Origin of the sequence: Bacteroides sp. 224 (genome assembly GCF_010500995.1) — a bacterium.
Lineage (GTDB): Bacteria > Bacteroidota > Bacteroidia > Bacteroidales > Bacteroidaceae > Bacteroides.
In genome coordinates, this window is sequence record NZ_QVMK01000020.1 from 12,655 (window position 1) to 35,136 (window position 22,482).

General features: G+C 40.4%; 18 protein-coding genes. 9 read left to right on the forward strand and 9 right to left on the reverse strand.

The window, feature by feature from the left end:
• Positions 1–93 precede the first annotated feature (93 nt).
• Together D0T60_RS10890 and D0T60_RS10895 are read right to left on the reverse strand one after the other, a co-directional pair.
• Positions 94–2,709 carry a DUF6493 family protein gene (locus tag D0T60_RS10890; RefSeq protein ID WP_163218218.1) on the reverse strand — a complete coding sequence of 872 codons (2,616 nt, stop codon included), beginning with the start codon at positions 2,707–2,709 and terminating at the stop codon, positions 94–96.
• Between the two features lie 30 nt (positions 2,710–2,739).
• Positions 2,740–3,975 carry a redoxin domain-containing protein gene (locus D0T60_RS10895; RefSeq protein WP_163218219.1) on the reverse strand — a complete coding sequence of 412 codons (1,236 nt, stop codon included), beginning with the start codon at positions 3,973–3,975 and terminating at the stop codon, positions 2,740–2,742.
• A 401-nt stretch (positions 3,976–4,376) separates the two neighbouring features.
• On the opposite strand from D0T60_RS10895, the gene rlmB reads away from it, so the two are divergent.
• From rlmB to D0T60_RS10910, 3 genes are all read left to right on the forward strand, one after another.
• Positions 4,377–5,117: a 23S rRNA (guanosine(2251)-2'-O)-methyltransferase RlmB gene (gene rlmB / locus D0T60_RS10900; protein ID WP_163218220.1), complete on the forward strand. Its 741-nt coding sequence runs from the start codon at positions 4,377–4,379 to the stop codon at positions 5,115–5,117.
• Between the two features lie 14 nt (positions 5,118–5,131).
• Positions 5,132–6,829 carry a tetratricopeptide repeat protein gene (locus D0T60_RS10905; RefSeq protein ID WP_163218221.1) on the forward strand — a complete coding sequence of 566 codons (1,698 nt, stop codon included), beginning with the start codon at positions 5,132–5,134 and terminating at the stop codon, positions 6,827–6,829.
• 262 nt (positions 6,830–7,091) lie between these two features.
• Positions 7,092–7,466: a RidA family protein gene (locus D0T60_RS10910; protein ID WP_163218222.1), complete on the forward strand. Its 375-nt coding sequence runs from the start codon at positions 7,092–7,094 to the stop codon at positions 7,464–7,466.
• Here the strand turns inward: D0T60_RS10910 and D0T60_RS10915 are convergent.
• A complete protein-coding gene (locus D0T60_RS10915) occupies positions 7,434–8,735 on the reverse strand; it encodes a folylpolyglutamate synthase/dihydrofolate synthase family protein (protein ID WP_163218223.1) in 1,302 nt (433 codons plus the stop codon). The genes D0T60_RS10910 and D0T60_RS10915 overlap by 33 nt on opposite strands.
• A gap of 84 nt (positions 8,736–8,819) precedes the next feature.
• Here D0T60_RS10915 and D0T60_RS10920 point away from each other — a divergent pair, with 84 nt between their 5' ends.
• Complete coding sequence (locus D0T60_RS10920) at positions 8,820–10,145, forward strand: PhoH family protein (RefSeq protein WP_163218224.1); 1,326 nt, start codon at positions 8,820–8,822, stop codon at positions 10,143–10,145.
• An 87-nt stretch (positions 10,146–10,232) separates the two neighbouring features.
• On the opposite strand, the gene D0T60_RS10925 is transcribed toward D0T60_RS10920, so the two are convergent.
• From D0T60_RS10925 to D0T60_RS10945, 5 genes are all read right to left on the reverse strand, one after another.
• The gene (locus D0T60_RS10925; protein ID WP_163218225.1) at positions 10,233–11,210 is read right to left on the reverse strand and encodes a dihydroorotate dehydrogenase-like protein; all 978 of its coding nucleotides are present in this window, start codon (positions 11,208–11,210) and stop codon (positions 10,233–10,235) included.
• Between the two features lie 108 nt (positions 11,211–11,318).
• On the reverse strand, positions 11,319–11,984 hold the full coding sequence (locus tag D0T60_RS10930; RefSeq protein ID WP_163218226.1) for a YggS family pyridoxal phosphate-dependent enzyme: 666 nt from the start codon (positions 11,982–11,984) through the stop codon (positions 11,319–11,321).
• 7 nt (positions 11,985–11,991) lie between these two features.
• Entirely contained in the window at positions 11,992–12,453 is a 462-nt protein-coding gene (locus D0T60_RS10935; RefSeq protein WP_163218238.1) for a DUF4494 domain-containing protein, read from the reverse strand.
• A gap of 75 nt (positions 12,454–12,528) precedes the next feature.
• The gene (locus D0T60_RS10940) at positions 12,529–13,221 is read right to left on the reverse strand and encodes a Crp/Fnr family transcriptional regulator (RefSeq protein WP_163218227.1); all 693 of its coding nucleotides are present in this window, start codon (positions 13,219–13,221) and stop codon (positions 12,529–12,531) included.
• A gap of 43 nt (positions 13,222–13,264) precedes the next feature.
• Positions 13,265–14,128, reverse strand: a complete 864-nt coding sequence (locus D0T60_RS10945) for an ATP-binding protein (RefSeq protein WP_163218228.1) — start codon at positions 14,126–14,128, stop codon at positions 13,265–13,267.
• Positions 14,129–14,355: 227 nt separating this feature from the next.
• On the opposite strand from D0T60_RS10945, the gene D0T60_RS10950 reads away from it, so the two are divergent.
• The 5 genes from D0T60_RS10950 to ccsA all read left to right on the forward strand — a co-directional run bounded on the left by D0T60_RS10950 (position 14,356) and on the right by ccsA (position 19,237).
• Complete coding sequence (locus tag D0T60_RS10950) at positions 14,356–15,030, forward strand: Crp/Fnr family transcriptional regulator (protein WP_163218229.1); 675 nt, start codon at positions 14,356–14,358, stop codon at positions 15,028–15,030.
• 64 nt (positions 15,031–15,094) lie between these two features.
• On the forward strand, positions 15,095–15,688 hold the full coding sequence (gene nrfH, locus D0T60_RS10955) for a cytochrome c nitrite reductase small subunit (RefSeq protein ID WP_163218230.1): 594 nt from the start codon (positions 15,095–15,097) through the stop codon (positions 15,686–15,688).
• A 33-nt stretch (positions 15,689–15,721) separates the two neighbouring features.
• On the forward strand, positions 15,722–17,188 hold the full coding sequence (gene nrfA, locus D0T60_RS10960) for an ammonia-forming cytochrome c nitrite reductase (protein WP_163218231.1): 1,467 nt from the start codon (positions 15,722–15,724) through the stop codon (positions 17,186–17,188).
• Positions 17,189–17,207: 19 nt separating this feature from the next.
• Positions 17,208–18,449 carry a cytochrome c biogenesis protein ResB gene (locus D0T60_RS10965; protein WP_163218232.1) on the forward strand — a complete coding sequence of 414 codons (1,242 nt, stop codon included), beginning with the start codon at positions 17,208–17,210 and terminating at the stop codon, positions 18,447–18,449.
• Positions 18,446–19,237, forward strand: a complete 792-nt coding sequence (gene ccsA, locus D0T60_RS10970) for a cytochrome c biogenesis protein CcsA (RefSeq protein WP_163218233.1) — start codon at positions 18,446–18,448, stop codon at positions 19,235–19,237. Before D0T60_RS10965 ends, ccsA begins: the two co-directional genes overlap by 4 nt.
• A gap of 114 nt (positions 19,238–19,351) precedes the next feature.
• On the opposite strand, the gene D0T60_RS10975 is transcribed toward ccsA, so the two are convergent.
• Positions 19,352–22,348 carry a glycoside hydrolase family 2 protein gene (locus tag D0T60_RS10975; RefSeq protein WP_163218234.1) on the reverse strand — a complete coding sequence of 999 codons (2,997 nt, stop codon included), beginning with the start codon at positions 22,346–22,348 and terminating at the stop codon, positions 19,352–19,354.
• Positions 22,349–22,482 lie beyond the last annotated feature (134 nt).

A 22,482-nucleotide genomic window follows, 5' to 3' on the forward strand; every position in this document is an offset into this window, starting at 1 on the left:
TAGGTCGGACCAAACGAGGTATTAGGTCCGACCTTTTCTTCCTTTAGGTCGGACCTTTTGCGGTGTTTGGTCCGACCTAATATTTGAACTGTTTTATTTTTGAAGACAATTACCTGCCAGCAACTCAGCGTAAGCTGCCTTTAGCTTTTTGAAGTTTACCGGCAAATTCCCATCTTCGGCAGTGCGGATACATTCGGCCAGAATGCAGCGTTGCAACTCTCGCACTTTAGGCGATGCACTGCGATCTAAATACTCCATGAAACGGTTAATTGGGGCAAATTTCTTGTTAAGCAAGTTTGCTAAGCAAGCAGCAAAGTACTCTTTGTCGGCTACTTCCAGTTCCGTCATCAGGTTTAGATATTCGGCAGCCAGCAAGCGAGTGGTTTTGTGTTGAGCCACCAGACAGGCGGCTATGTAAATCCATCCGCTATGATGCATCTTTAGCTGATTCTCTATCAGAAATTGCAAGATGTCCGAAGCATCAAATTCATCGGAGTAAATAGGGGTTAGTTTCGCCATAAATGCATCGATGTAATGGGGAATCAGAGAGAGGCAGTAGCGTATGTCCGTGATATGTGCATCGTTGTTGTATGCCGTGTAAAAGAACGGGAAAGGATAGTGATGGGCTTCTTCTTTAACCCAATAGTTGTTGTTCCAGTTATCTTGCAACACAATCATATCCCAATGCCATTCACGATCGTCGGAGAAACGGCGTATTACTTCCTGACTGACGCAAAACGGGCTTACTACTGTAGGATAGCTGCCTGCCGTAGTCGATTCGAATGTTTTGAATGTTCCTTTCACATCTCTGGTACGAGCTACCTGAGTCCAAAGCGGAAGAGTTTCTTCGTTGGGAACAATATCGGTGTCTGCCCCAAACAAATACTGAACCGCTTGGGCATAAGTGCCTTTGAGCAGAAGAGATTGGGCTTTCTGTTTTTCGGTAAGCTCGTTGAGCAACAAACGGTTGCAGGCAATGATGAGGTCTGTAAGATGAACCTCGTGTTGCTGCTGTTCATAATTCATCAGACGTTCGAGCAGTGCTGCCGGATGTATATAGAAAGGAGCGTGAGTGGGCGAGGAGAGCAAAGAGAGTTTACTCTTCCCGTTCAATTTGGCGAGCACCCATTTATTTCTGTCGCGCAGAAACGGATCGGGCTTTCTCCGTTCATCGTTAAAATTTGCTCGTTGCCGGTATGTTTTTTCCGGTTGAACCCAGTTCTGCAGAAACTCGTCAAGATATACCAGTAGTCCCTTTTCGATGTCTGCTTTGGCAGCTTGTTTAAGATAAGGCTTTAACTGATTTTGCCAGCCGTCGGGCAGTTGATCTTGCAGTTGAATCACCCCCTCGTAGAACAAGTCGACATCTGCCGGAGTTAACGACTTCATGGTTTTTCCTAAGTGAAACAGCAAATCCTCCCATGTAGACGGAACAAGCAAGGGGGTATGTTCTAACACCGGAATAATTTCTTCCGGCAATTCTTCTACTGCATCCACCTGCAATTCTTCGCGTGCCTCTTTTTTTAGTGTACTTTGATAAGGTTCTATCAGGTTTTTTAAAGCGGATGCTTCGGCATAGCGTTTCAATAGCCGGGCAGCTTTTACTTGTATTTTCGCGTTGGGTTGTACCAATGCTTCTGCTACAACAGATATATAGGGTTGTAACCCGGCGTTTTTATTCAGTAACTGTTCAATAATATCTAATGCCAGCAAGATGCCTTTATCGCATTTCTCTTTCAGCAGTAAAGGAGAAACACTTTGTAAGAAGGCTTCTGCATCAAACCCCTCCTGCTGATAGATGTCTTTTACGGTTTGAATCACGTAATTGCTTACTGTATTGTTGGTAGCAAAGAGGGCAGTCCACAGCGCATCCTGATTCTTCAGGTATTCGTCGGTGGTAGGCTTAAATAGTTTGATGAGGCGAATGTGCCAATCGATGTGCCCTTTCTTCCAGTTCAGATTGAGTGTTTCCAGCAGGTTGCGGATGATTGTCCGGTCGGTTATCAGCCCTTTTTCTTGTAGCTGGTAGAAAATTTCGTCCCAATAGCCGGTACATTTTTCGCTAACAAATTTTCCGTAAGCATCCCAGTTGGATATATCCAGCACCGGAAGTTCGTATTTATAGAATTGCATCAACACTTTGTCTATTGCTTCCGGATGTTGTTCCAGAAAATCTAAATCTTTGCACACACTGCGCCCAGACATAGGAATAATAAACAATGACCTGACAAAAGTTTCTTCTTCAAATGCTACCCAGCCTTCTTTGTAGAGTTTCCATAAAAGATGAAACTCCATCTGCTTGCTGCGTTGATTCTTCCAGTATGCAACGATTTTATCTAATTGATCGATCGGAAATTCTTTCAGATAACTGATTAAAGCCTCTTTGGCTTCGTTGGTTGCATATACGCTGTAGCTAAATAATTCATGCAACACAGAGTATGTTTTATCCCATTCGGAAAAAATGTCTTTAGTCAATTCCTGATAACTGCGTATGCAAAACATACGCATTAATCTCACTGTGTGGTTTAGTGTATTCCTTCTATCATAAAACTCTCTTGAATACTCTTTGGGAAAAGGAACATCTACAATTGTGTCTATATCCAACGTTCGGAGATAATTCAGTGATTGCGCTCTCTCTTCGTCTGTTAGTGTACGTGCCCATTGCACCATAGCAGGGTAGTCTTGCTCCAGTATCAGTTTGTGTATCATGGGGTTGAAGTTTGTTTTTAGGCAATTTCTCTAATTGCCAAACTCAGATTTCATTATCTCTTGTGCTTTGTTAAAAGCCTTCTGGAAATCGCGTGCAAGAATCTTTCCTTCCGGTGAGATAAAAACAAAATAAGGTAAGCCTCCAAAGGCAAAATCTTCGGTGATTTTATGGTTATCTCCGGTACTTTCTACGTCGAACCAAGGATGCGTTACCATGTTTTCGAGAATGGGTTTTAATTTCATTCCCAATATTTCATCATCCTCTGCTGTCTCTTTATTCAATTTATGAATGATCTGTATGTTGTCTGTTATGCCAATAAGAGAAAAGTGGTCTTTGTATTTTTCATAAAATGCAGTGACTTTTTTATCAATAGCAATAGAACCCGGACAAAGCCCCCAATGATAAAGAAGAAGGTATTTACCCTTGGTATCATCAGAGGTTATTTTCTTACCATCAATGGTGGTAACAGAAAAGAAAGGTGCTTCGTTGCCTGGCATAAGCCTTTCTATTATATCAACTTCTTTTTTAAGTATCTGTCCATAATAACTATCTTGTGCCTCTTGGCTCATGTTTGATAGAACAGATTTCATTTCCTCCGGAGAAGCATTAGAAACCCTTTGAAGATACTCTACAATAACCCAGGGAGAAGAAGGATTGTTTGTAGTTAATTCTTTTGTTTTTTGCTTTATAATGGCATAGGATTCCTGGTGATCGCGATGAAAACGATTGAACTTATCTGTATATTCTTTAGCCTTTTCTGTGTCGCCATTCGCTCTTACTTCATCAATAATCTTTCCATATCCTGCTCGTATAATTCCCAGAGAATCTTCCAAATGTAACACTTCTTTTAGCAAAGGGTGGTTGTAGAAGCCACCACTGATTGCGCTAAAGTATATATAATCGGTATTCCCTTTCAACTGATAATCTCCTTCTTCCATAATAAGTCTCAAAGCTCTCCTTGAACTTGCTTTATATTTTCCGGAAATAGGTTTGTATTCCATTAAATAGTACTGAGTATGTGGTTGCTCTCCTGAGTAGAAGAATGTATCAGGTTCATTCACAATTACTTCGAAAGCAATTTCTTCTTGATCCATTTTAAATGGAAGAATTACTTTTTGGAATAATAAAGTATCACCCGGCATTAATCCTTCTATCTTACCGGAAATACTAAAATGATGATTCTTTTGGGCATTTGTATATGTTGCAAAAACCGGAAACAAGGAGAATCCTATAATAAATATACGGAGTAAAAATAAGTGTTTCATGCGGCTAAGATATTAAAAGTAATTCTATAATAATCCTTTTCAATAATTTATTTTATAGTGGATTAGTGTTCTAATGAATAAAATTCATTCGCCGCGTGGTTGTAGCACATATATTATGATGCTTCTTATGCCAGGTTTTGCCACGGCCGCGGCAAAGTTTTGTTACGGCCGTGGCAAATTCTTGTTGCGGCCGCGTTAACATCTTGTTGCGGCCGTGGAAAAATCTTGTTACGGCCGTGGAAAAACCAGGCTAAAGCAATCTCCTCTATAATATAGAATGAACATAGAGTCACAAAGACACAGAGAAAGAATATAAACTCTGTGTCTTTGTACCTCTGTGTTCATTAATTGTTTTTTATTCAACTCGTTTAAAAATCATTCTTTTTATGTAAGTTTGCGTCATGAACGATAAATCAGAACTTATATTTGGTGTACGTGCCGTTATAGAAGCTATTCAGGCAGGTAAAGAGATAGATAAAATCTTGGTTAAGAAGGATATTCAGAGCGATCTGTCGAAGGAACTTTTTGCTGCATTAAAAGGAATGCTTATTCCTGTACAACGTGTGCCGGTAGAAAGAATCAATAAAATAACCCGCAAAAATCATCAGGGCGTAGTTGCTTTTATTTCTTCGGTAACTTATCAGAAAACAGAAGATCTTGTTCCTTTTCTTTTCGAAGAAGGGAAGAATCCATTCTTTATTATGCTCGATGGGGTAACCGATGTGCGTAACTTTGGTGCCATAGCCCGTACATGCGAGTGTGCAGGAGTAGATGCTGTAATTATACCCGCTAAAGGTAGTGTTACAGTAAATGCGGATGCCATGAAAACATCTGCCGGAGCCTTGCATACACTTCCTGTTTGCCGGGAGAAAAGCCTGAAAGAAACATTGAACTACCTGAAAAATAGTGGTTTTAAAATTGTAGCTGCTACCGAGAAAGGAGACTATGATTATACAGCAGCCAACTATTCGGGACCCCTTTGTATTATTATGGGTGCCGAAGATACAGGGGTTTCTTATGAAAACCTGGCCTTGTGCGATGAGTGGGTAAAAATACCCATATTGGGTACCATACAATCATTGAACGTATCTGTGGCTGCCGGCGTATTGATATATGAAGCACTAAAACAACGGAATAACTAAAAATCTTATAATACATGAGGAGAACTACTTTACTAATTATTCTGTGCTGTTTATTTACTCAATGGGGTATGGCACAGGCTCCCAAGTGGTTGGATAAAACCAAAAAGGCTGTATTCTCAGTGATTACCTATGATAAGGACGATAAAATTTTAGGTAACGGAAACGGCTTTTTTGTAACTACCGGTGGAGTGGCATTATCCGATTATTCTATATTTAAAGGCGCTCAGCGTGCTGTAATTATCGATTCCGACGGAAAGCAATTACCGGTAGTTAGCATGATGGGTGCAAACAGCATGTACGATGTGGTGAAATTTCGTGTAGCCATTGATAAAAGCTGTGTAGCCCTTCCATTGGCAACGACTCTGCCGGCTGTTGATGAAGAAGTTCTTTTATTACCTTATTCTACTCAGAAAGAGCGTTTATTTAAAACGGGTAATGTGAAAGAACTTTCTAAAGCAGGAGAGGAACACCAATATTATACACTTTCTATGGTGTTGGCAGATAATCAGGTGAGTTGTCCTGTTGTAAACAAAAACGGAGAGGTATTCGCAATGGCGCAAAAAGCATCCGGAGCAGATGCCGGAAATACATGCTATGCGGTGGGAGTATCATTACCGATGTCTTTGGAAATCACCGGACTTTCTTTAGGAAATGCCGACTTAAGAAGCATTGGAATCAGAAAAGCATTTCCTGAGGCAGAAGATCAGGCATTGGTTTATCTTTTCATGGCTTCATCCGGAGGAAATCCCGAAGAGTATGCCACCTTACTTGATAATTTCATTGTTCAGTTTCCAAACAGTGCAGATGGTTATATACGTCGTGCCACGAATTGGGTACACACTGCTAAAGACCCTTCTAATATAGAAAAAGCTGCTGCCGACCTTAAACGTGCTGCGGAACTATCAAAGAATAAAGATGAAGTGTACTATAATTCAGCCCGATTGATGTATAGTTATGTGCTTTTAGGGCGCTCAAGCGGAAAAGCCGACTGGACAATGGATAAGGCACTTACAGAGATTCGCATGGCAAACTCAATCAATCCTTTGCCTATATACAAGCAGATGGAAGGAGACATTCTTTTCGCCATGAAAGATTATGAAGGAGCATTTAAAGCTTATGACGAAGTGAGTCGTACCAACATGGCTTCTCCGGCCGTGTTCTTCAGTGCAGCAAAATCAAAACAGTTGGCCGGAGCCGATGTAAAAGAAGTTATTGCATTGATGGATAGCTGTATTGCATATTGTCCTAAACCCATGAACGAATCTAATGCAGCTTATTTGTTAGAACGTGCGCAGATGTATATGGATACAGAACAGTACCGTCAGGCTTTGGTAGATTATGATACTTATTTCACAGCATTAAAAGAGAATGTGAATGATGTGTTTTATTATTATCGCGAGCAGGCTGCTTTTTATGGAAAGCAATTTCAAAGAGCACTGAATGATATCAATAAAGCAATTGAACTGGCTCCCAACAATGCCGGGTATCGCCTGGAGTTGGGTGTTGTTAATCTGCGCGTGGGTCGCTATGATGAAGCGCTCGAAGCGCTTGATAAATCCATCTCTATGGAGCCCACAGGCGATGCTTATCGCTTGAAAGGAATTGCTCTGATGCAGTTAAAGAAGAATGCAGAGGCTTGCGAAAACTTTGCTAAAGCCAAAGAATTAGGAGATACACTGGTAGATGAATTGATAAAGAAAAACTGCCAATAGCATTACGCTTTCTATAAACTCAAAAAGGAGCTACCCTCACAGGCAGCTCCTTTTTTGGAGAGAGAAACTAAAAAAAACTCTCTTCCGTTAATATTTAGGCTTTTAGTAGGTTAAAGTATAATCTTCTATACTTTTCTATATACTAAAATGCAGAAAACATTAAAATACTGCATGTGCAATATACTTTTATAATTAAAAAGAGTTTTGTACTTTTACATGCTCAAAAGAAAAGAGCCTGATAAATATTAAAAATTAAATCGAAATGAAAAAAGTAATCAACAGTAATGAAGCTCCCGGAGCTATTGGACCATACAGTCAAGCCATCGAAGCAGGAGGAATGGTATTTGTATCAGGACAGTTGCCCATTGATGCAAAAACAGGTGAAATGCCTGACGGAATTGAAAACCAAACACGTCAATCATTGGAAAATATGAAAGCAATTCTGGCTGCTGCCGGACTTACTATGGATAACGTAGTGAAAACTACCGTTTTCCTGCAAGATATGTCTTTGTTTGCAGGAATGAACGGTGTATATGCTACTTTCTTTAGCGGTGATTTCCCGGCACGTTGTGCTTTTGCGGTGAAACAACTGCCAAAAGATGCTTTAGTGGAGATTGAGTGTATCGCGGTTAGATAATAAATCCGCTACAATAAAACTACTGCCTCCTACGAAGATAAAATCTTCCGGGAGGCTTTTTTCTTGCGCGGCTTTTACTGCCGATACCACATCCGGATAAGTGGCTCCTTTTAGTCCGAAGGTGGCTGCCTTTTCCATCAATACCTTCTCCGGGAGCGCTCTCTTTACTGTTGCTTTGGTAAAATAATAAATAGCATCTTTGGGTAATATAGAAAGTACCCCGTCAATGTCCTTGTCATCTACCATGCCTATAACAAAATGTAATTGCTTATAAATCTGTTGTTCCAACTGTTCTACAATATAAGACATACCGCCTGTGTTGTGTCCGGTATCGCAAATAAGTGTAGGAGAAGATTGCAGCTTTTGCCAGCGCCCCATAAGGCCGGTTAACTCACCGACTTTCAGAAAACCTTCGCGCACATCTTTCTCTTCAATACGATAATTCAATAATTGCAGTTGATAGATGGCAGAAAGCAATGTATTGGTATTCTTGATTTGATAGAATCCGCTTAACTCACCTTTTAAATTTCCATACTCTTTGGTTTGATAAATCCATTCTCCGCTTTCGGAACGATCTGCTTCGAGCAATCGTTGTTCTTCTTCCGCAAAAACGATGTGAGCGTGGTGCTTTTTAGCTTGTGCAAGAAATACGGGTTTGGTATCTTCCGTAGCTTCTCCTATCACTACCGGAGTATGAGGTTTGATAATTCCGGCTTTTTCCACCGCTATTTGGTTGAGTGTATGACCAAGCAAAGCTGTATGATCATAACTGATGTTAGTAATGATCGATAAATCGGGCTGTATGATGTTTGTACAATCCAATCTTCCTCCAAGACCAACTTCAATAACGGCTACATCTACTTCTTGTTCTGTAAAATAAAGAAAAGCCATGGCGGTAGTCAACTCAAAGAAGGAGGGATACAGAGGTTCGAAGAAAGAGCGGTGTTTTTCTACAAACTCAACTACATATTGTTGAGAAATAGGCCGACCGTTTACCCGGATACGTTCGCCGAAATCAATCAGGTGAGGAGAGGTGTATAGTCCTACTTTATACCCGGCGCTTTGCAATATGGCCGCCAATGTATGCGAACAGGTTCCTTTTCCGTTTGTACCTGCCACATGAATCGTTTTATATTTTTTATGAGGATGATTAAAATACTTGTCCAATGCGAAAGTATTTTCCAAACCTTCCTTATATGCCTTGCTTCCAACCTGTTGAAACATGGGCATACTATTATATAAGTAGTTTAATGTATCTTGATAATTCATCTTTATATTTATTAACGATCAAACAATACCTGTATTCTGTTTATTTCTTATATTGCAAATATCACCATTAAAATGATAATAACTATGGGAAAGAAAAAAAACTTTGTGTTAGATACTAATGTTATCCTTCACGATTACGATTGTTTGAAGAATTTTGAAGAGAACGATATTTATCTGCCAATTGTTGTCATTGAAGAGTTAGATAAGTTTAAAAAAGGGAATGAACAGATTAATTTCAACGCCCGTGAATTTATCCGCGAACTTGATTCTATTACCGACAATAACCTTTTCACGAAAGGAGCCACATTAGGCGAAGGACTTGGAAATCTTTTTGTAGTGGCAGGCAGAAAAACTACAGAACAGGTAACCGAATCTTTTCCGGATCAAATACCCGACCATCAGATTCTGGGTGTGGCCGCCTACTTGCTGAAAGAAAAGCCTAAAATGGATACGATTCTGGTTACCAAAGATGCGAACCTGAGGATGAAGGCCCGTTCGGTAGGTATCCCCTGCGAAGATTATATTAATGATAAAGTAATCAATGTAGATGTTTTTGAGAAATCAAATGAGACGTTTGAAGGCATTGATCCGGCGTTAATCGATCGTATTTATTCTTCCAAAGAAGGTTTGGATATAGATGAATTTGATTTCAAAGCCATCCTTCGTCCTAACGAGTGCTTTGTATTGAAGAGTGATAGGAATAGTGTATTGGCACGTTATAATCCTTTTACTCGCACCATTCATCGGGTAAATAAGTTTAAAAACTATGGTATTGAGCCACGTAATGCGGAGCAAAGCTTTGCTTTTGAAGTATTAAATGACCCGGACATCAAACTGGTGGCATTGACAGGAAAGGCTGGTACAGGAAAAACATTACTTGCTTTAGCTGCTGCTCTGAATAATTTATCCAATTATAAGCAGATCTTACTTGCCCGTCCTATTGTAGCATTATCAAATAAAGACATTGGTTTTCTTCCCGGCGATGCTACCGAAAAAGTAGCTCCTTATATGCAGCCTTTATTCGATAACCTCAATGTAATCAAGAGACAATTTGCCTCCAATTCCACAGAAGTAAAACGTTTGGATGATATGCAAAAAAGTGAGCAACTTGTGATTGAGGCCTTGGCCTTTATTCGTGGACGCAGCTTAAGCGAAACCTACTGCATCATTGATGAAGCACAAAACCTGACTCCTCACGAAATCAAAACCATCATTACCCGTGCGGGAGAAGGTACTAAAATGATATTTACAGGAGATATTCAACAGATAGACCAACCTTACCTGGATAGTCAGTCGAACGGATTGGTATATATGATTGATCGCATGAAAGATCAGAAACTCTTTGCCCACATCAATCTGGTGAAAGGAGAACGGAGTGAGCTGAGCGAGTTGGCGAGTAATCTTATGTAAGACAGTTACGAGTTACAGGTTACAAGTTACAAGGAATTATTTGTAACTCGTAACTTGTAACTCGTAACTTGTAACTCGTAACTAATACTACTCTTTCGTTCCGTAATATCTCAAAAACTGTGTACGTTCAAAGGTGTTAACTCCTTGAATGTCTTTTACTTTCAGCTTTCCTTTGAATTGAGAGATGCGCTCAAAACCTTTATCGTTCATCCATGAAGCTATAAAGTCGAGCATGGGGCGGATGCTTTCGTTTCCTTTTTTGTAGATGGTGCTGCAAACTTCTACGGCAGAGGCTCCGGCAAGAATAGTTTTTACCACATCCTTAGGAGTATGTACTCCTCCTGAAGCTGCATAGCTCATACCTTCTACTACGGAGGATGCAATACCGATCCAGCGAAGAGATTCCGATAATTCGCTTCCGTTGCTGAATACCTGACCACCTACCTGTTCCATTTTATCAATATCAATATCGGGTTGGTAGAAGCGGTTAAATAATACTACGCCTGCGGCTCCATTGGCATATAGCTGATTGATAAGCGCTACCGGATTAGTCAGGTTATGACCCAACTTCATGATAACCGGAATATTGATGTGCTGCTTTACATGTTTCAGGATATCAATATGACGCTGTTCAAAAGAACCATACGTATAACGATTATCGCTTTGCAAGGCCAGAATGTTGATTTCCAGTGCGTCTGCTCCGGCTTCTTCTATTGCTTTAGAGAAGTTGACCCATTCGCTGTCGCTATAGCAATTGATACTTGCAATGATAGGTATATTACACACGGCTTTACTCTCTTTGATCAGTCTCAAATACTCTGAAACCTTATGATGATGAAGAGCAGCAACCAAGTAATCGCCACCTTCCGGATAATATACGGAGTCCTTCATTTGTGTGGCTTCAAGAGCTATTTGTTCTTCGAAAAGAGATTTCAACACAATAGCTCCTGCACCGGCTTCGGCTAATTTTTTGTTCTTTTCCGGACTGTTGGTAAGTCCCGAGCTACTAATGATAATTGGGTTTTTCAGGTTTAAACCTGCGAAAGTAGTTTTCAAATCAGACATGGCATTTAAGTTTTGAGTTCAAAGTATTAAGTCTTGAGTTTTAAGTAGTAAGTTCTCTGTTTTCAGTTTTGTCTTACCACTTATAACTCAAAACTTATAACTTAAAACTCAATCCCTTTCTCCAAATATTTTGCTTCCTACTCTGATAAGTGTGCTTCCTGCTGCGATAGCCAACCGGTAATCGTGAGACATACCCATGGATAATTCGCAAAAAGCATCCTGATCGGTAAAGTGCAAATTCTTAATTTCGTGAAAGAAATTACTTAATGAACAAAATTCCAGTTCAATTTGTTCTTCGTTCTCTGTATAACTTGCCATTCCCATCATGCCACATAGTTCTATGTTGTTGAGAGTTTTCCATTCTCCATTGTTCAACATTTCCCGGCATTCATCGAAAGTGAAACCAAATTTGGTTTCTTCTTGTGCAATATGTAATTGCAACAGGCATTTTACTTTTCTGTTTACTTTGGCGGCTTGTTTATTAACCTCACTCAACAGATGGAAAGAGTCGATGCCGTGAATCAACGCCACATAAGGGATGATGTATTTTATTTTATTTGTTTGCAGTGTACCAATAAAATGCCATTCAATATCTTTTGGCAATGTTTCGTATTTGGCTTTTAATTCTTGTGCCCTGCTTTCTCCAAATATGCGTTGCCCTGCCCGGTATGCTTCTTCAATCGCTTCGTTGGGGTGAAATTTGGAAACAGCTACAAGCTTTACTCCTTGGGGGATTTCAGCCAGTACTTCCTGCAAATGAGTGGTTATAGCCATTTTTTATTTAAACTTCCGGTTTGTCATTTCTCTCCCCGTAAGGGAATACATCCATAAGAGATGTTTCCGATACTAAACCAATTTGATAGTCGGCCATTGTACCTTTCATGCCTTCGTCTAATTTCTTCACGGCATCGCGTAAGTCGGCAGCTTGTACCAATACCTGAGTAGAGGTTTTCTTTTCGGCTCCGCTTTTCTCATCCAATGTAATGAAAATGAGTTTGCATTTGAACCAACGATCGGCGCTTTCTTCATCACTGGGGAACAATTCGCTATAGTTTGCTCTCTTTATATCCGAGACGGTGAACTCTCCCGACATAAAAGGCTCCATTTCTTCAATAATTCTTTTTTCGGCTTCGGTGAAGCTGAGTGCGTCGACCAGATAAGGTTCGGTAACTTTCTTCTGCATTCCGTTCTCCATAATCTTTTCGTAGCGGATTTTGCACTCAAACCAAGTATGCATCATAATGATAGTTTTCTTTTAGTTGATTTAATTTATCCTATAATTTAATGAAGCAAAGGTAATAAAAAATAAGAATTGCTTTTACTCTATATACTTTTTTAATAAAGCAGGATCCAGTAGATGAACTTCATTGCCATCTATTCGGATAAGCTTTTCTTTTTGCAACTTATTAATTTCTTTGGAAAGGGCAGGGCGGGTTACGCAAAGATACTCTGCAAGTTGAACCTGGTTGTGCTCCATAAATACCACACCGGACTCCGTTTTGAGGTTCTCAAACAAATATTGCACCAATCTGTTTCGAACATTTTTATGAGAGAGTGCACGCAGGCGGGTCACTGTGCACTTGTTGCAGTTTCCGGTGATACACAGGAAGTTTTTCAATATATCAGGTTCTTCAGCTATCAGCTTAAATAGCGATTCTTTAGTGGCCGTAAACAAAATGCCGTCTTCTAAAGCGGTGAAGGTAGCCGGCAATGTATTGTCCGTACTGAATAAATGAGGAGTGGCATACGCTCTGGGGGCTACAATGTACTCTATCATCACTTCATTGCCCAAAGCGTCGATAATGTCTACACGTAGTTTTCCTTTTAAAAGTACATATAAGTGTTTACAGGGTGTGTTTTGTTTGGCTATGATGTCCTTTCTCTGAATGGAATAAATCGTATAATCCAGCCTATCGAGCAGGCCGGATTGTACGTTAAGAGGTAAGTCTCTGAATAATGGAATATTAAAAAGTAAGCGGATGCAAGTTTCCGTACACTCTATTTTATTCATTCGTATATCCTAAATGTTTAGGATACAAATATAACAAAATTCTTTATATCCATTTCTCGCTTTTTACCGATCCGTCGATAGATAAAGTAATCACTTTAATTGGTATATGTTTAGATTGCTCGCGCGCTGTCTGAGCTATTTGTACTAGTCCGTTGCAACAAGGCACTTCCATGACCAGTACAGTAAGCGTTTCCAATTCGGCTTCTTCAATCATTAGCGCAAGTTTATCTATATACGTTTGTATATTATGGTCTAATTTAGGACAGGCAATGGCTAATGTTTTTCCTTTCAGGAATCTACAGTGAAACTCACCGCTGGCAAATGCCGTACAATCTGCTGCCAGCAATAAATGCGATCTGTGGAGAAATCCCGCACTGGGGTTGAGCAAATGAAGTTGCACTGGAAATTGCCTTAATTCGGATACTTGTTCTGGAGTATTGTTAGGCATTCTGAGCCCTGCAGGGTTTATAACAGCAGGTCTTTTAATTTCGCGTGCCATGCTTCCTGGACATCCACAAGGCAGTTTCTCTTGTGATTGTGAAGTACTCTTATAACCAAAATCTACCTTAATGTGATGCTTTTCCAAGTAACTCAGCCCTTGTTTTACCAATTCCTTTTCACCGTGTTCTTTGAGATGGTTGAGATGGGCAAGAATCACTTTTTCGCCTTTAGGTGCTATTCTTTCCATAACGGCTTCTTCGCTATAAGGCTCTGCTTCCCGTTCTTCGAAGGCGATGGCTCCTACAGGACACTCGCCTATGCAGGCTCCAAGTCCGTCGCAATAAAGATCACTGATCATAACAGCTTTGCCGTTAATAAGTTGTAAAGCGCCTTCATGGCAGCCGGTTACACAGGCTCCGCACCCGTTGCATAATTCTTCATCTATTTTGATAATGGTTCTTTTCATTGCTTTTATTTTTTAGTTTGTACAAAGATAAGGGGAGGGAAGAGGGGAAAAGCGTAACAGATGTTACGCTTAAACCAATAGTTTCAAACAAATAGTTCCATGAGCTAATTATGAACAGCTGTTCTTTTCTTAGGAAAATGATACTTTTTCTTTCAAAAAACTAAACTTGATGAAAAATAATGGCTATCTTTCAAGAAGAATACGCTATGTTGATTTATTAAAATGTTATGAACTACTCTGTTTTAACCAATTGTAATCTTTTTCACTCGATCCGTGAGTCGGAAGTGAGTGATATTCTTTCCTGTGTAAAAACGAAAGAAGTCCGTTTTAAGAAAGGTGATATACTGGCTATGCAGGGTGAACCTTGTAACCGACTCATATTTCTCTTATCAGGGAGCGTTAAGGCAGAGATGAGTGACCCGGCAGGCAAAATCGTGAAGGTAGAAGACATTCATGCCCCCAATCCATTGGCCATTCTTTTCCTGTTTGGCAAAGAGAACCGTTTTCCCGTACAAACGACTGCCAATGAAGAAGTAGAAACTTTAATCGTACCCCGCGAATCTGTACTGAAGATGCTGATGATGAATGAGACTTTGCTGAAAAACTACTTGGATATATCTGCTAATTTTGCTTCACGGTTAAGTCGTAAACTGCATCTGATGTCCTTTCGAACCATTCGGCAAAAACTGGCTATCTATTTGCTGGAGCTCTCGGAGGCTACCCACAGTGAAATCATTCTTCTGGATAAACCCAAAAGCGTATTGGCTGAATATTTTGGCGTCTCGCGTCCTTCGTTGGAGAGGGAACTTAGTAAAATGCAACAAGATGGATTGATTATTTCTGATAAAAGAAAGATTACGATCAAAGAGAAAAACAAGCTTGTACAATTAATACGTTTCTGAAGTGTAATCATGATTACACTTTTTATCCATTAAGACATTTATCTTTGTATAAAACTCAATATCTATGAAAATACGAAAGCTGATAAATACCATTTTACCCTCTCGTAAATGGAAAATATTCGCTATCATTTTATGTGGAGTAACAGTGGGAGGCGGAAGTCTGTTCTTGTATCTACTTCGTGCGCATACTTATTTGGGAGATGATCCTGCTGCCTGCATGAACTGTCACATTATGGCCCCTTATTATGCTACCTGGTTTCATAGTTCTCACAGTCGGGACGCTACCTGCAACGATTGCCATGTGCCGCACGATAATGTGGTGAATAAGTGGTATTTCAAAGGGAAAGACGGACTCGGACATGTGGCTGCTTTCCTTACCCATAGTGAGAAAGAGGTAATTCGGGCACACTCGCAAAGTTCGCAGGTTATCATGAATAATTGCATTCGTTGTCATACCCAATTAAATACGGAGTTTGTAAAAACAGGCCGTATTGATTATATGATGTCTGAAGTGGGAAAAGGCAAAGCTTGTTGGGATTGCCATCGTGATGTACCTCATGGGGGTGGAAATAGTCTTTCAACTACGCCTAATGCGTTGGTTCCTTACCCCGATTCTCCTGTGCCAGAATGGATTCGAAATCTTAAAAATAAGGAATGAGAAATTGTAAATCTGTAAATCGTAAATAATAGGATGGAAAAGAAACTAAAATCATGGCAAGGATGGCTACTCTTTGGTGGAACAATGGTAGTTGTATTCGTACTCGGATTGGTCGTGTCTTCCTTAATGGAAAGGCGGGCGGAAGTAGTCAGCGTATTCAATAACAAGCGTGTGTCAATAACAGGTATTGAATCTCGTAATGAGATATTTAAAGATAATTATCCAAGGCAATATCAAACCTGGACAGAGACTGCTAATACAGATTTCCAAAGTGAATTTAACGGAAACATAGCAGTAGATGTGCTGGAACAACGTCCCGAAATGGTGATACTGTGGGCCGGATATGCCTTCTCCAAAGATTATTCAACTCCTCGCGGTCACATGCATGCTATTGAAGATATTCAACATACGCTGCGTGTGGGTTCTCCGGCAACTGCTACCGAAGGACCTCAACCTTCCACTTGCTGGACATGTAAAAGCCCCGATGTACCTCGTATGATGGAATCATTAGGTGTAGATGCTTTCTATAATAATAAATGGGCGGCTTTCGGTGATGAAATCGTAAACCCCATTGGTTGTGCCGATTGTCATGAACCCGAGAATATGAATTTGCATATCAGTCGTCCCGCACTTATCGAAGCTTTCGAAAGAATGGGCAAAGACATTTCCAAAGCTACACCACAGGAAATGCGTTCATTGGTTTGCGCTCAATGCCATGTGGAATATTACTTTAAAGGAGATGGTAAATACTTAACCTTCCCGTGGGATGAGGGAATAACTGTGGAAGCGATGGAAGCTTATTACGATGAAAATGATTATTACGATTATATTCATTCATTAAGTAAAACCCCTATTCTGAAAGCGCAGCATCCCGACTATGAAATAGCACAAATGGGTATTCATGGTCAGCGAGGCGTTTCCTGTGCCGATTGCCACATGCCTTATAAAAGCGAAGGAGGGATGAAATATAGCGATCATCATATTCAAAGTCCGTTAGCTATGATCGATCGAACTTGCCAGGTATGCCATCGGGAAAGTGAAGAAACCCTTCGTAATAATGTATATGAAAGACAGCGTAAAGCCAATGAAATCCGTAATCGTTTGGAACAAGAACTGGCGCGAGTACATATAGAGGCTAAATACGCCTGGGAAAAAGGAGCGAATGAGAATCAGATGAAAGAAACGCTGAAACTTATCCGTCAGGCACAATGGAGATGGGATTTCAGTGTAGCCTCTCATGGTGCTTCTTTCCATGCTCCGCAGGAAATCCAACGCATTTTAGGTCATGGACTTGATAAAGCATTACAGGCCAGATTAGCAGTTTCCAAAGTATTGGTGCAGCAAGGTTTTATAGGAGAAGTTCCGATGCCTGATATTGATACAAAAGAAAAAGCTCAGAAATATATCGGTTTAGATATAGAAAAGGAGAAAAAAGAGAAAGAACAGTTTATGAATACCATTGTTCCTCAATGGATTAAAAAGGCCAAAGAGAACGTTTAATTAGTTGAGAGTTGAAATTATGTGGAAACAACCTTGGGGATATAAAGAAGGGTTTACGATTTGTGGAGGGCTGTTTTTTATCGGATTACTTCTTCAAATAACAATTGGAGGGATAGATTGGAATTTATTAGCCTTCCCGATTAATCTAATCATTCTTTTGGTTTATTTATTTGCAATCATTCTTATTTCTCTGTTCCCCAGGAAATTATACCTGTTTAGATGGATGGGACAATCTTCCGCTGCCGTCACCTCTATGATAGGTGTAGTTGTTATTACTGTAATTATGGGACTAATCCGACAGAAACCTGCTCATATATCCGTAACAAGTTTTGAGGCTTGGTTTGGATTCTCACAAATGTTGTCGGCCTGGCCGTTTATATTACTTTATGGTTGGTTTACCACACTTCTGGGAGTTGTTACTTTTCGACGCCTTTTTTCTTTCCGTTGGAAGAGTATACCTTTCTTATTAAGCCATGCCGGGTTATTCATCGCATTGATCGGTGCTGTATTCGGTAGTTCCGATATGCAAAGGCTTGAAATGACAACTACTATTGGAAAACCCGAATGGCGCGCTTTCGATCAGCAAAAGAATATGAAAGAACTTTCCGTGGCTATAGAACTGAATAACTTCACGATAGATGAATATCCGCCCAAGCTAATGCTGATTGATAATGAAACAGGAAAGGCCTTACCGGAAGGTAAACCGGTCAATCTGCTTCTGGAAGAAGAATTCCAATCGGGAAATCTGCTTGATTGGGAGATTACGCTCGAACAACGAATTCCCGAGGCTGCCAGCATGAATACGCCGGATACCGTGAAGTTTGTAGAATTTTATTCGATGGGTGCAGCTTATGCTGTCTATGTGAAAGCAGAAAATAGACAAACCCATGAATATAAGGAAGGGTGGGTGAGTTGCGGAAGCTTTATGTTTCCCTATAAAGCCATTCGCCTGAATGAACGAATGAGCCTGATTATGCCCGAACGAGAACCACGCCGTTATGCTTCTGATGTGACTGTCTATACGGAAGCAGGCGAAACAATGCAAACTACCATTGAAGTAAATAAGCCTTTTGCCATAGACGGTTGGAAAATATATCAGCTTAGTTATGATGAATCCAAAGGAAAATGGAGTAATATCAGTGTATTTGAGTTGGTAAAGGATCCCTGGTTGCCTGTTGTATACGTGGGAATATGGATGATTATTGCGGGTGCCGTATGTATGTTTGTTACCGCAGGAAAAAGAGAGGAGGCAAAGTCATGAGTTGGGATTATTTTATCATATTTGCATCCATATCTTTGTTGTTCTGGGGCATAGGAGCTTTTAAAGCCTGGCGTGGAAAGAGCCACCGACAGGTATATCTGTTTACAGGTTTCGGATTACTCGTTTTCTTTGCATTTATTCTGGGTATGTGGATTTCGTTGGAACGACCTCCCATGCGAACGATGGGAGAAACGCGGCTTTGGTATTCTTTCTTTCTGCCATTGGCGGGGCTTATCACTTATAGTCGTTGGAAGTATAAATGGATATTGAGTTTTAGCTTTATCCTTTCCTTGGTTTTTATTTGTATCAATATCTTTAAACCCGAGATACATAATAAGACATTGATGCCTGCTTTGCAAAGTCCCTGGTTTGCCCCTCATGTCATAGTATATATGTTTGCTTATGCCATGCTGGGAGCTGCCGCTGTGATGGCTGTTTATTTGTTGTTCTTCAAAAAGAAAGCCATAGAACAAAAAGAAATGGATTTATCGGATAATCTGGTATGTGTAGGTGTATCTTTTATGACTTTCGGTATGCTTTTCGGCGCTCTTTGGGCGAAAGAAGCATGGGGACATTACTGGGCTTGGGATCCCAAGGAAACGTGGGCAGCGGCTACCTGGATTGGTTATTTGGTGTATATTCACTTCCGCCATAGCAAACCGCGACACTTAAAACAAGCTTTATGGATCATGTTGATTTCTTTTGTGCTGCTGCAAATGTGTTGGTATGGGGTTAATTATCTGCCTTCGGCACAGGGAGTGAGTGTACATACATATAATATGGGATAGAGAAGGAGGGAAAGGAAGGTGAATGTGTCATAAGTCTCTATCTATATAAATTAACCACAGATGGATTTATGACACACTCTCTTTTAAATAGTTAAGTAGATGTTTATCATTAGTTTATTGTTGAATGGTTTCCAGGAATTCTACTTCAACGATTCTTAATCTATGATTGCCTTTGTCTTTTCCTCCTTTTTCAAGATCATTGGCATTTTGAGCAGCTACTTCCACTATCTGACCAAATTCATCTTTCTCGCTGGTATTTCCTTTCAGGCGAATGGTGATTTGATTGGCACGTACAGGTTTTGTTTTCAGGTGTATATAGCCTAAGCTTTTGTCGGTATCTCCGCTCCATATCAGTGTATCTCCTGCATATACTTCCAACGGATAGCTATGCGAACGCCAGCCGGTTAGTTTGATGCAAATGTCATCAATCTCTGCATATCTTTCAAGTGTATATGTAATCCATGCAGTGCTTAGCTTGCCATTGTTTTCCCATTCACTTAATTCGTTATCGTCGAAACTGTTGTTTACGGTTTCATTGTTTGAACCGGCTTTGGCCGAGAGAATGCGCACATCTACTTTACTATCTTTGTAGGAAGGAGTAAAGGGTGTTTCTCCTCTGTCCAATCTGCCTTTTAGGGTGGTAGAGGGTAAATAAGAACTAAGGCCATTGGTTACTTTTATGGGAGAAGATTCTAAAGTAAGCGTGGCTTTGGGTAGCCCTTCGGCTTCTGCGGTTAAAATGGCTTTTCCTGCTTGTATGGTACTGCGTATAAGTGCCCGGTTAATTCCACATTCTACAGGAAGGTTCATATTCAGGATATGATTATCCTTGCCCAAAGCAATACCGCCTTTCCATTCGGCCTCTCCTGTTAATGAGAATTTAATGGTACGGTTGTCCAACGGGCAGCGTTTACCAGCTTTATCTACTACTTCCACTTGCACCAATGCCAGGTCTGAGCCGTCTGCCTTGAAACCTTCGGGGTTTTGAATAAGGGTTAGTTTTAGTTGATGAGGTTCACCTACCGTATCCAAATGATAACGACTAACTTCCTTGCCTGTTTCGTCGTAACTGACAGCTTCTAATTTACCTGCTTCAAAAGCAATATCTTTAAAAGTGAATAAGAAATCGTACTCGCGTTCGCCTTTGCCTAATGATTTTCCGTTCAGAAAGAGCTCCACATCTTCCCCGTTAGAAGCCACGTATACAGGTTTTACTGTCTTTTCAGGGTAGTTCCAATGACCCACGATGTAAGTTTGATATTTTTCAGTATCCACCCAACCATTCCACATAGTTTGATGTACAAAGAAAGCATCTTTTTCGATACGCATAGGATCTGTTACGCCGCTTCTGCGATAATTCTCTGTTCCACGGAAGTGAGTATTAGAATCGGAGAATATAATCTTTGCCCCTCCCGAGCTGACTCTGCGACCGGTTCCCGGACGTTCGCGCCAGTAATCATACCAACGACGAATTAACTCAACGGCAAACGAATCCTGATTTCTGTTATAGGCACTGGCATCTTTCAGCTTTTGGTGGGTGTTTGTAACTGTCGATTTGTATTCATCGGAACCTTTTCCGTCTTTATGGAATGGATAGGAATAATCATCCCAATATTTGCGAAGTGCTTCGTCTCTGCAATATTCTGTAGCCCACATGGGGTGATGCATGCTTTTATTAATGTATAGCATTTCGCCTCCGTATTCTGCTTCGCGTATATCCAACATCTCACGAGAACCGATGGCTCTGCCTCCAAAAGGATCATATTGATCGCGCACAGCTTTCATTTCAACTATATGTTCGCGGGATATGGATTCATTGCCGCATTCGTAAAACAAGATGCTTGGGTTGTTACGATTGTAAATAATGGCATCGCGCATTAGTTCCACACGTTGTCCCCATTGTCTTCCTTTTGCATCTTTCTCTGCATCACCCGCAGGCATGGCTTGTATAAGTCCTACACGATCGCAAGATTCGATATCTTGTTTGGAAGGAGTAACATGCATCCATCTCACTAAATTGGCATTGTTCTTCACCATTAAATCGTTGGAAAAGTCGCTCAACCAGGCAGGAATGGATATACCTACCGCCGGCCATTCGTTGCTGGTGCGCTGTGCATAACCTTTAAGTTGGATAACACGATCATTCAGCCAAACTTTACCTTCTGCAAAGCGAGTCTTGCGGAATCCCGTGCGGGTGCTTACTTCGTCGAATACCTGATTCTTATGGTCGACAAGTTTCGTTTTTATAGTGTACAGATAACCGTATCCCCAACTCCAGAAATGAAGATTTTCAATTTCGGAAGAGGCACGCAGTGTTTGGGTTTCTCCGGCTTTAACGGTTACGTTTTCTCCTTTAAATGATTTTACAGGATTACCATCCATATCAAATACGCTGACTTCATAATGCAGTTGACGCGCTTTGCGGCTTTCATTTCTCACTTCCGATTCGGCATGGATAGTAGCTGTACGGCTTTTCACTTTGATGCCTGTAGCATAAACATACACCCCTGTAGTTTGCAGATTGCTGTATAAAGGCAATGTTTGGTAAACATCATCGGTGACGTGCAGATATACATTCTTGGGGATGCCTCCATAATTGGCATTAAAGTTTCTGTTATTCCATTGGTATTTGGTGTTGGTATCTTTTTCTCTGTAGTTCCAGTTGTTATCAATGCGGATGGCTAATACATTATTTCCTTTTTTTATGTGAGGAGTTAAATCGAATCCTACAGCCATTACACCGTTCTCGTGTTTGCCGAGATATTGTCCGTTCAAATAGAAATCGCCACCCTGGCGGATGCCTTCAAATTCTACAAACACCTTATTGCTGCTCTTTAAAGAAGGGATGTTGAAATGCTTGCGATACCATACAATGGTGTCTGTATGTTGGTCGATGGCTACTTTAAAGGCTTCTTCCTCATTAAAGGCATACGGAAGAGTTACTTTTTTCCATTGATTATCATTGAATGAATTGTTTTTGGCTTCGGGAAAATCTCCTACCTGCAAACGCCATTCACTGTTGAAGTTATATTTCTTACGATCAAATGTTTGCCCGTATGTATAAGAGCATACAAGAAGAAATAAAACGAAGAGAGATTGTTTATACTTCATGGTTTTAGAAATTAATGATTGTGATTTAATGAAAGTTCTCGTACTTTATCTTTGCAATATTAATTCTAAAAGAAGAAGTAGAGGCAGGAAAAAAATACAATATGATGTAAAAAACGCCACGCAATACAAATATT

What these genes read in the sequence shown, in the direction of transcription:
- D0T60_RS10890 (WP_163218218.1), bottom strand. Translation starts at nt 2,709, where the DNA reads ATGATACACAAACTGATACTGGAGCAAGACTACCCTGCTATGGTGCAA.
- D0T60_RS10895 (WP_163218219.1), bottom strand. Translation starts at nt 3,975, where the DNA reads ATGAAACACTTATTTTTACTCCGTATATTTATTATAGGATTCTCCTTG.
- rlmB (WP_163218220.1), top strand. Translation starts at nt 4,377, where the DNA reads ATGAACGATAAATCAGAACTTATATTTGGTGTACGTGCCGTTATAGAA.
- D0T60_RS10905 (WP_163218221.1), top strand. Translation starts at nt 5,132, where the DNA reads ATGAGGAGAACTACTTTACTAATTATTCTGTGCTGTTTATTTACTCAA.
- D0T60_RS10910 (WP_163218222.1), top strand. Translation starts at nt 7,092, where the DNA reads ATGAAAAAAGTAATCAACAGTAATGAAGCTCCCGGAGCTATTGGACCA.
- D0T60_RS10915 (WP_163218223.1), bottom strand. Translation starts at nt 8,735, where the DNA reads ATGAATTATCAAGATACATTAAACTACTTATATAATAGTATGCCCATG.
- D0T60_RS10920 (WP_163218224.1), top strand. Translation starts at nt 8,820, where the DNA reads ATGGGAAAGAAAAAAAACTTTGTGTTAGATACTAATGTTATCCTTCAC.
- D0T60_RS10925 (WP_163218225.1), bottom strand. Translation starts at nt 11,210, where the DNA reads ATGTCTGATTTGAAAACTACTTTCGCAGGTTTAAACCTGAAAAACCCA.
- D0T60_RS10930 (WP_163218226.1), bottom strand. Translation starts at nt 11,984, where the DNA reads ATGGCTATAACCACTCATTTGCAGGAAGTACTGGCTGAAATCCCCCAA.
- D0T60_RS10940 (WP_163218227.1), bottom strand. Translation starts at nt 13,221, where the DNA reads ATGAATAAAATAGAGTGTACGGAAACTTGCATCCGCTTACTTTTTAAT.
- D0T60_RS10945 (WP_163218228.1), bottom strand. Translation starts at nt 14,128, where the DNA reads ATGAAAAGAACCATTATCAAAATAGATGAAGAATTATGCAACGGGTGC.
- D0T60_RS10950 (WP_163218229.1), top strand. Translation starts at nt 14,356, where the DNA reads ATGAACTACTCTGTTTTAACCAATTGTAATCTTTTTCACTCGATCCGT.
- nrfH (WP_163218230.1), top strand. Translation starts at nt 15,095, where the DNA reads ATGAAAATACGAAAGCTGATAAATACCATTTTACCCTCTCGTAAATGG.
- nrfA (WP_163218231.1), top strand. Translation starts at nt 15,722, where the DNA reads ATGGAAAAGAAACTAAAATCATGGCAAGGATGGCTACTCTTTGGTGGA.
- D0T60_RS10965 (WP_163218232.1), top strand. Translation starts at nt 17,208, where the DNA reads ATGTGGAAACAACCTTGGGGATATAAAGAAGGGTTTACGATTTGTGGA.
- ccsA (WP_163218233.1), top strand. Translation starts at nt 18,446, where the DNA reads ATGAGTTGGGATTATTTTATCATATTTGCATCCATATCTTTGTTGTTC.
- D0T60_RS10975 (WP_163218234.1), bottom strand. Translation starts at nt 22,348, where the DNA reads ATGAAGTATAAACAATCTCTCTTCGTTTTATTTCTTCTTGTATGCTCT.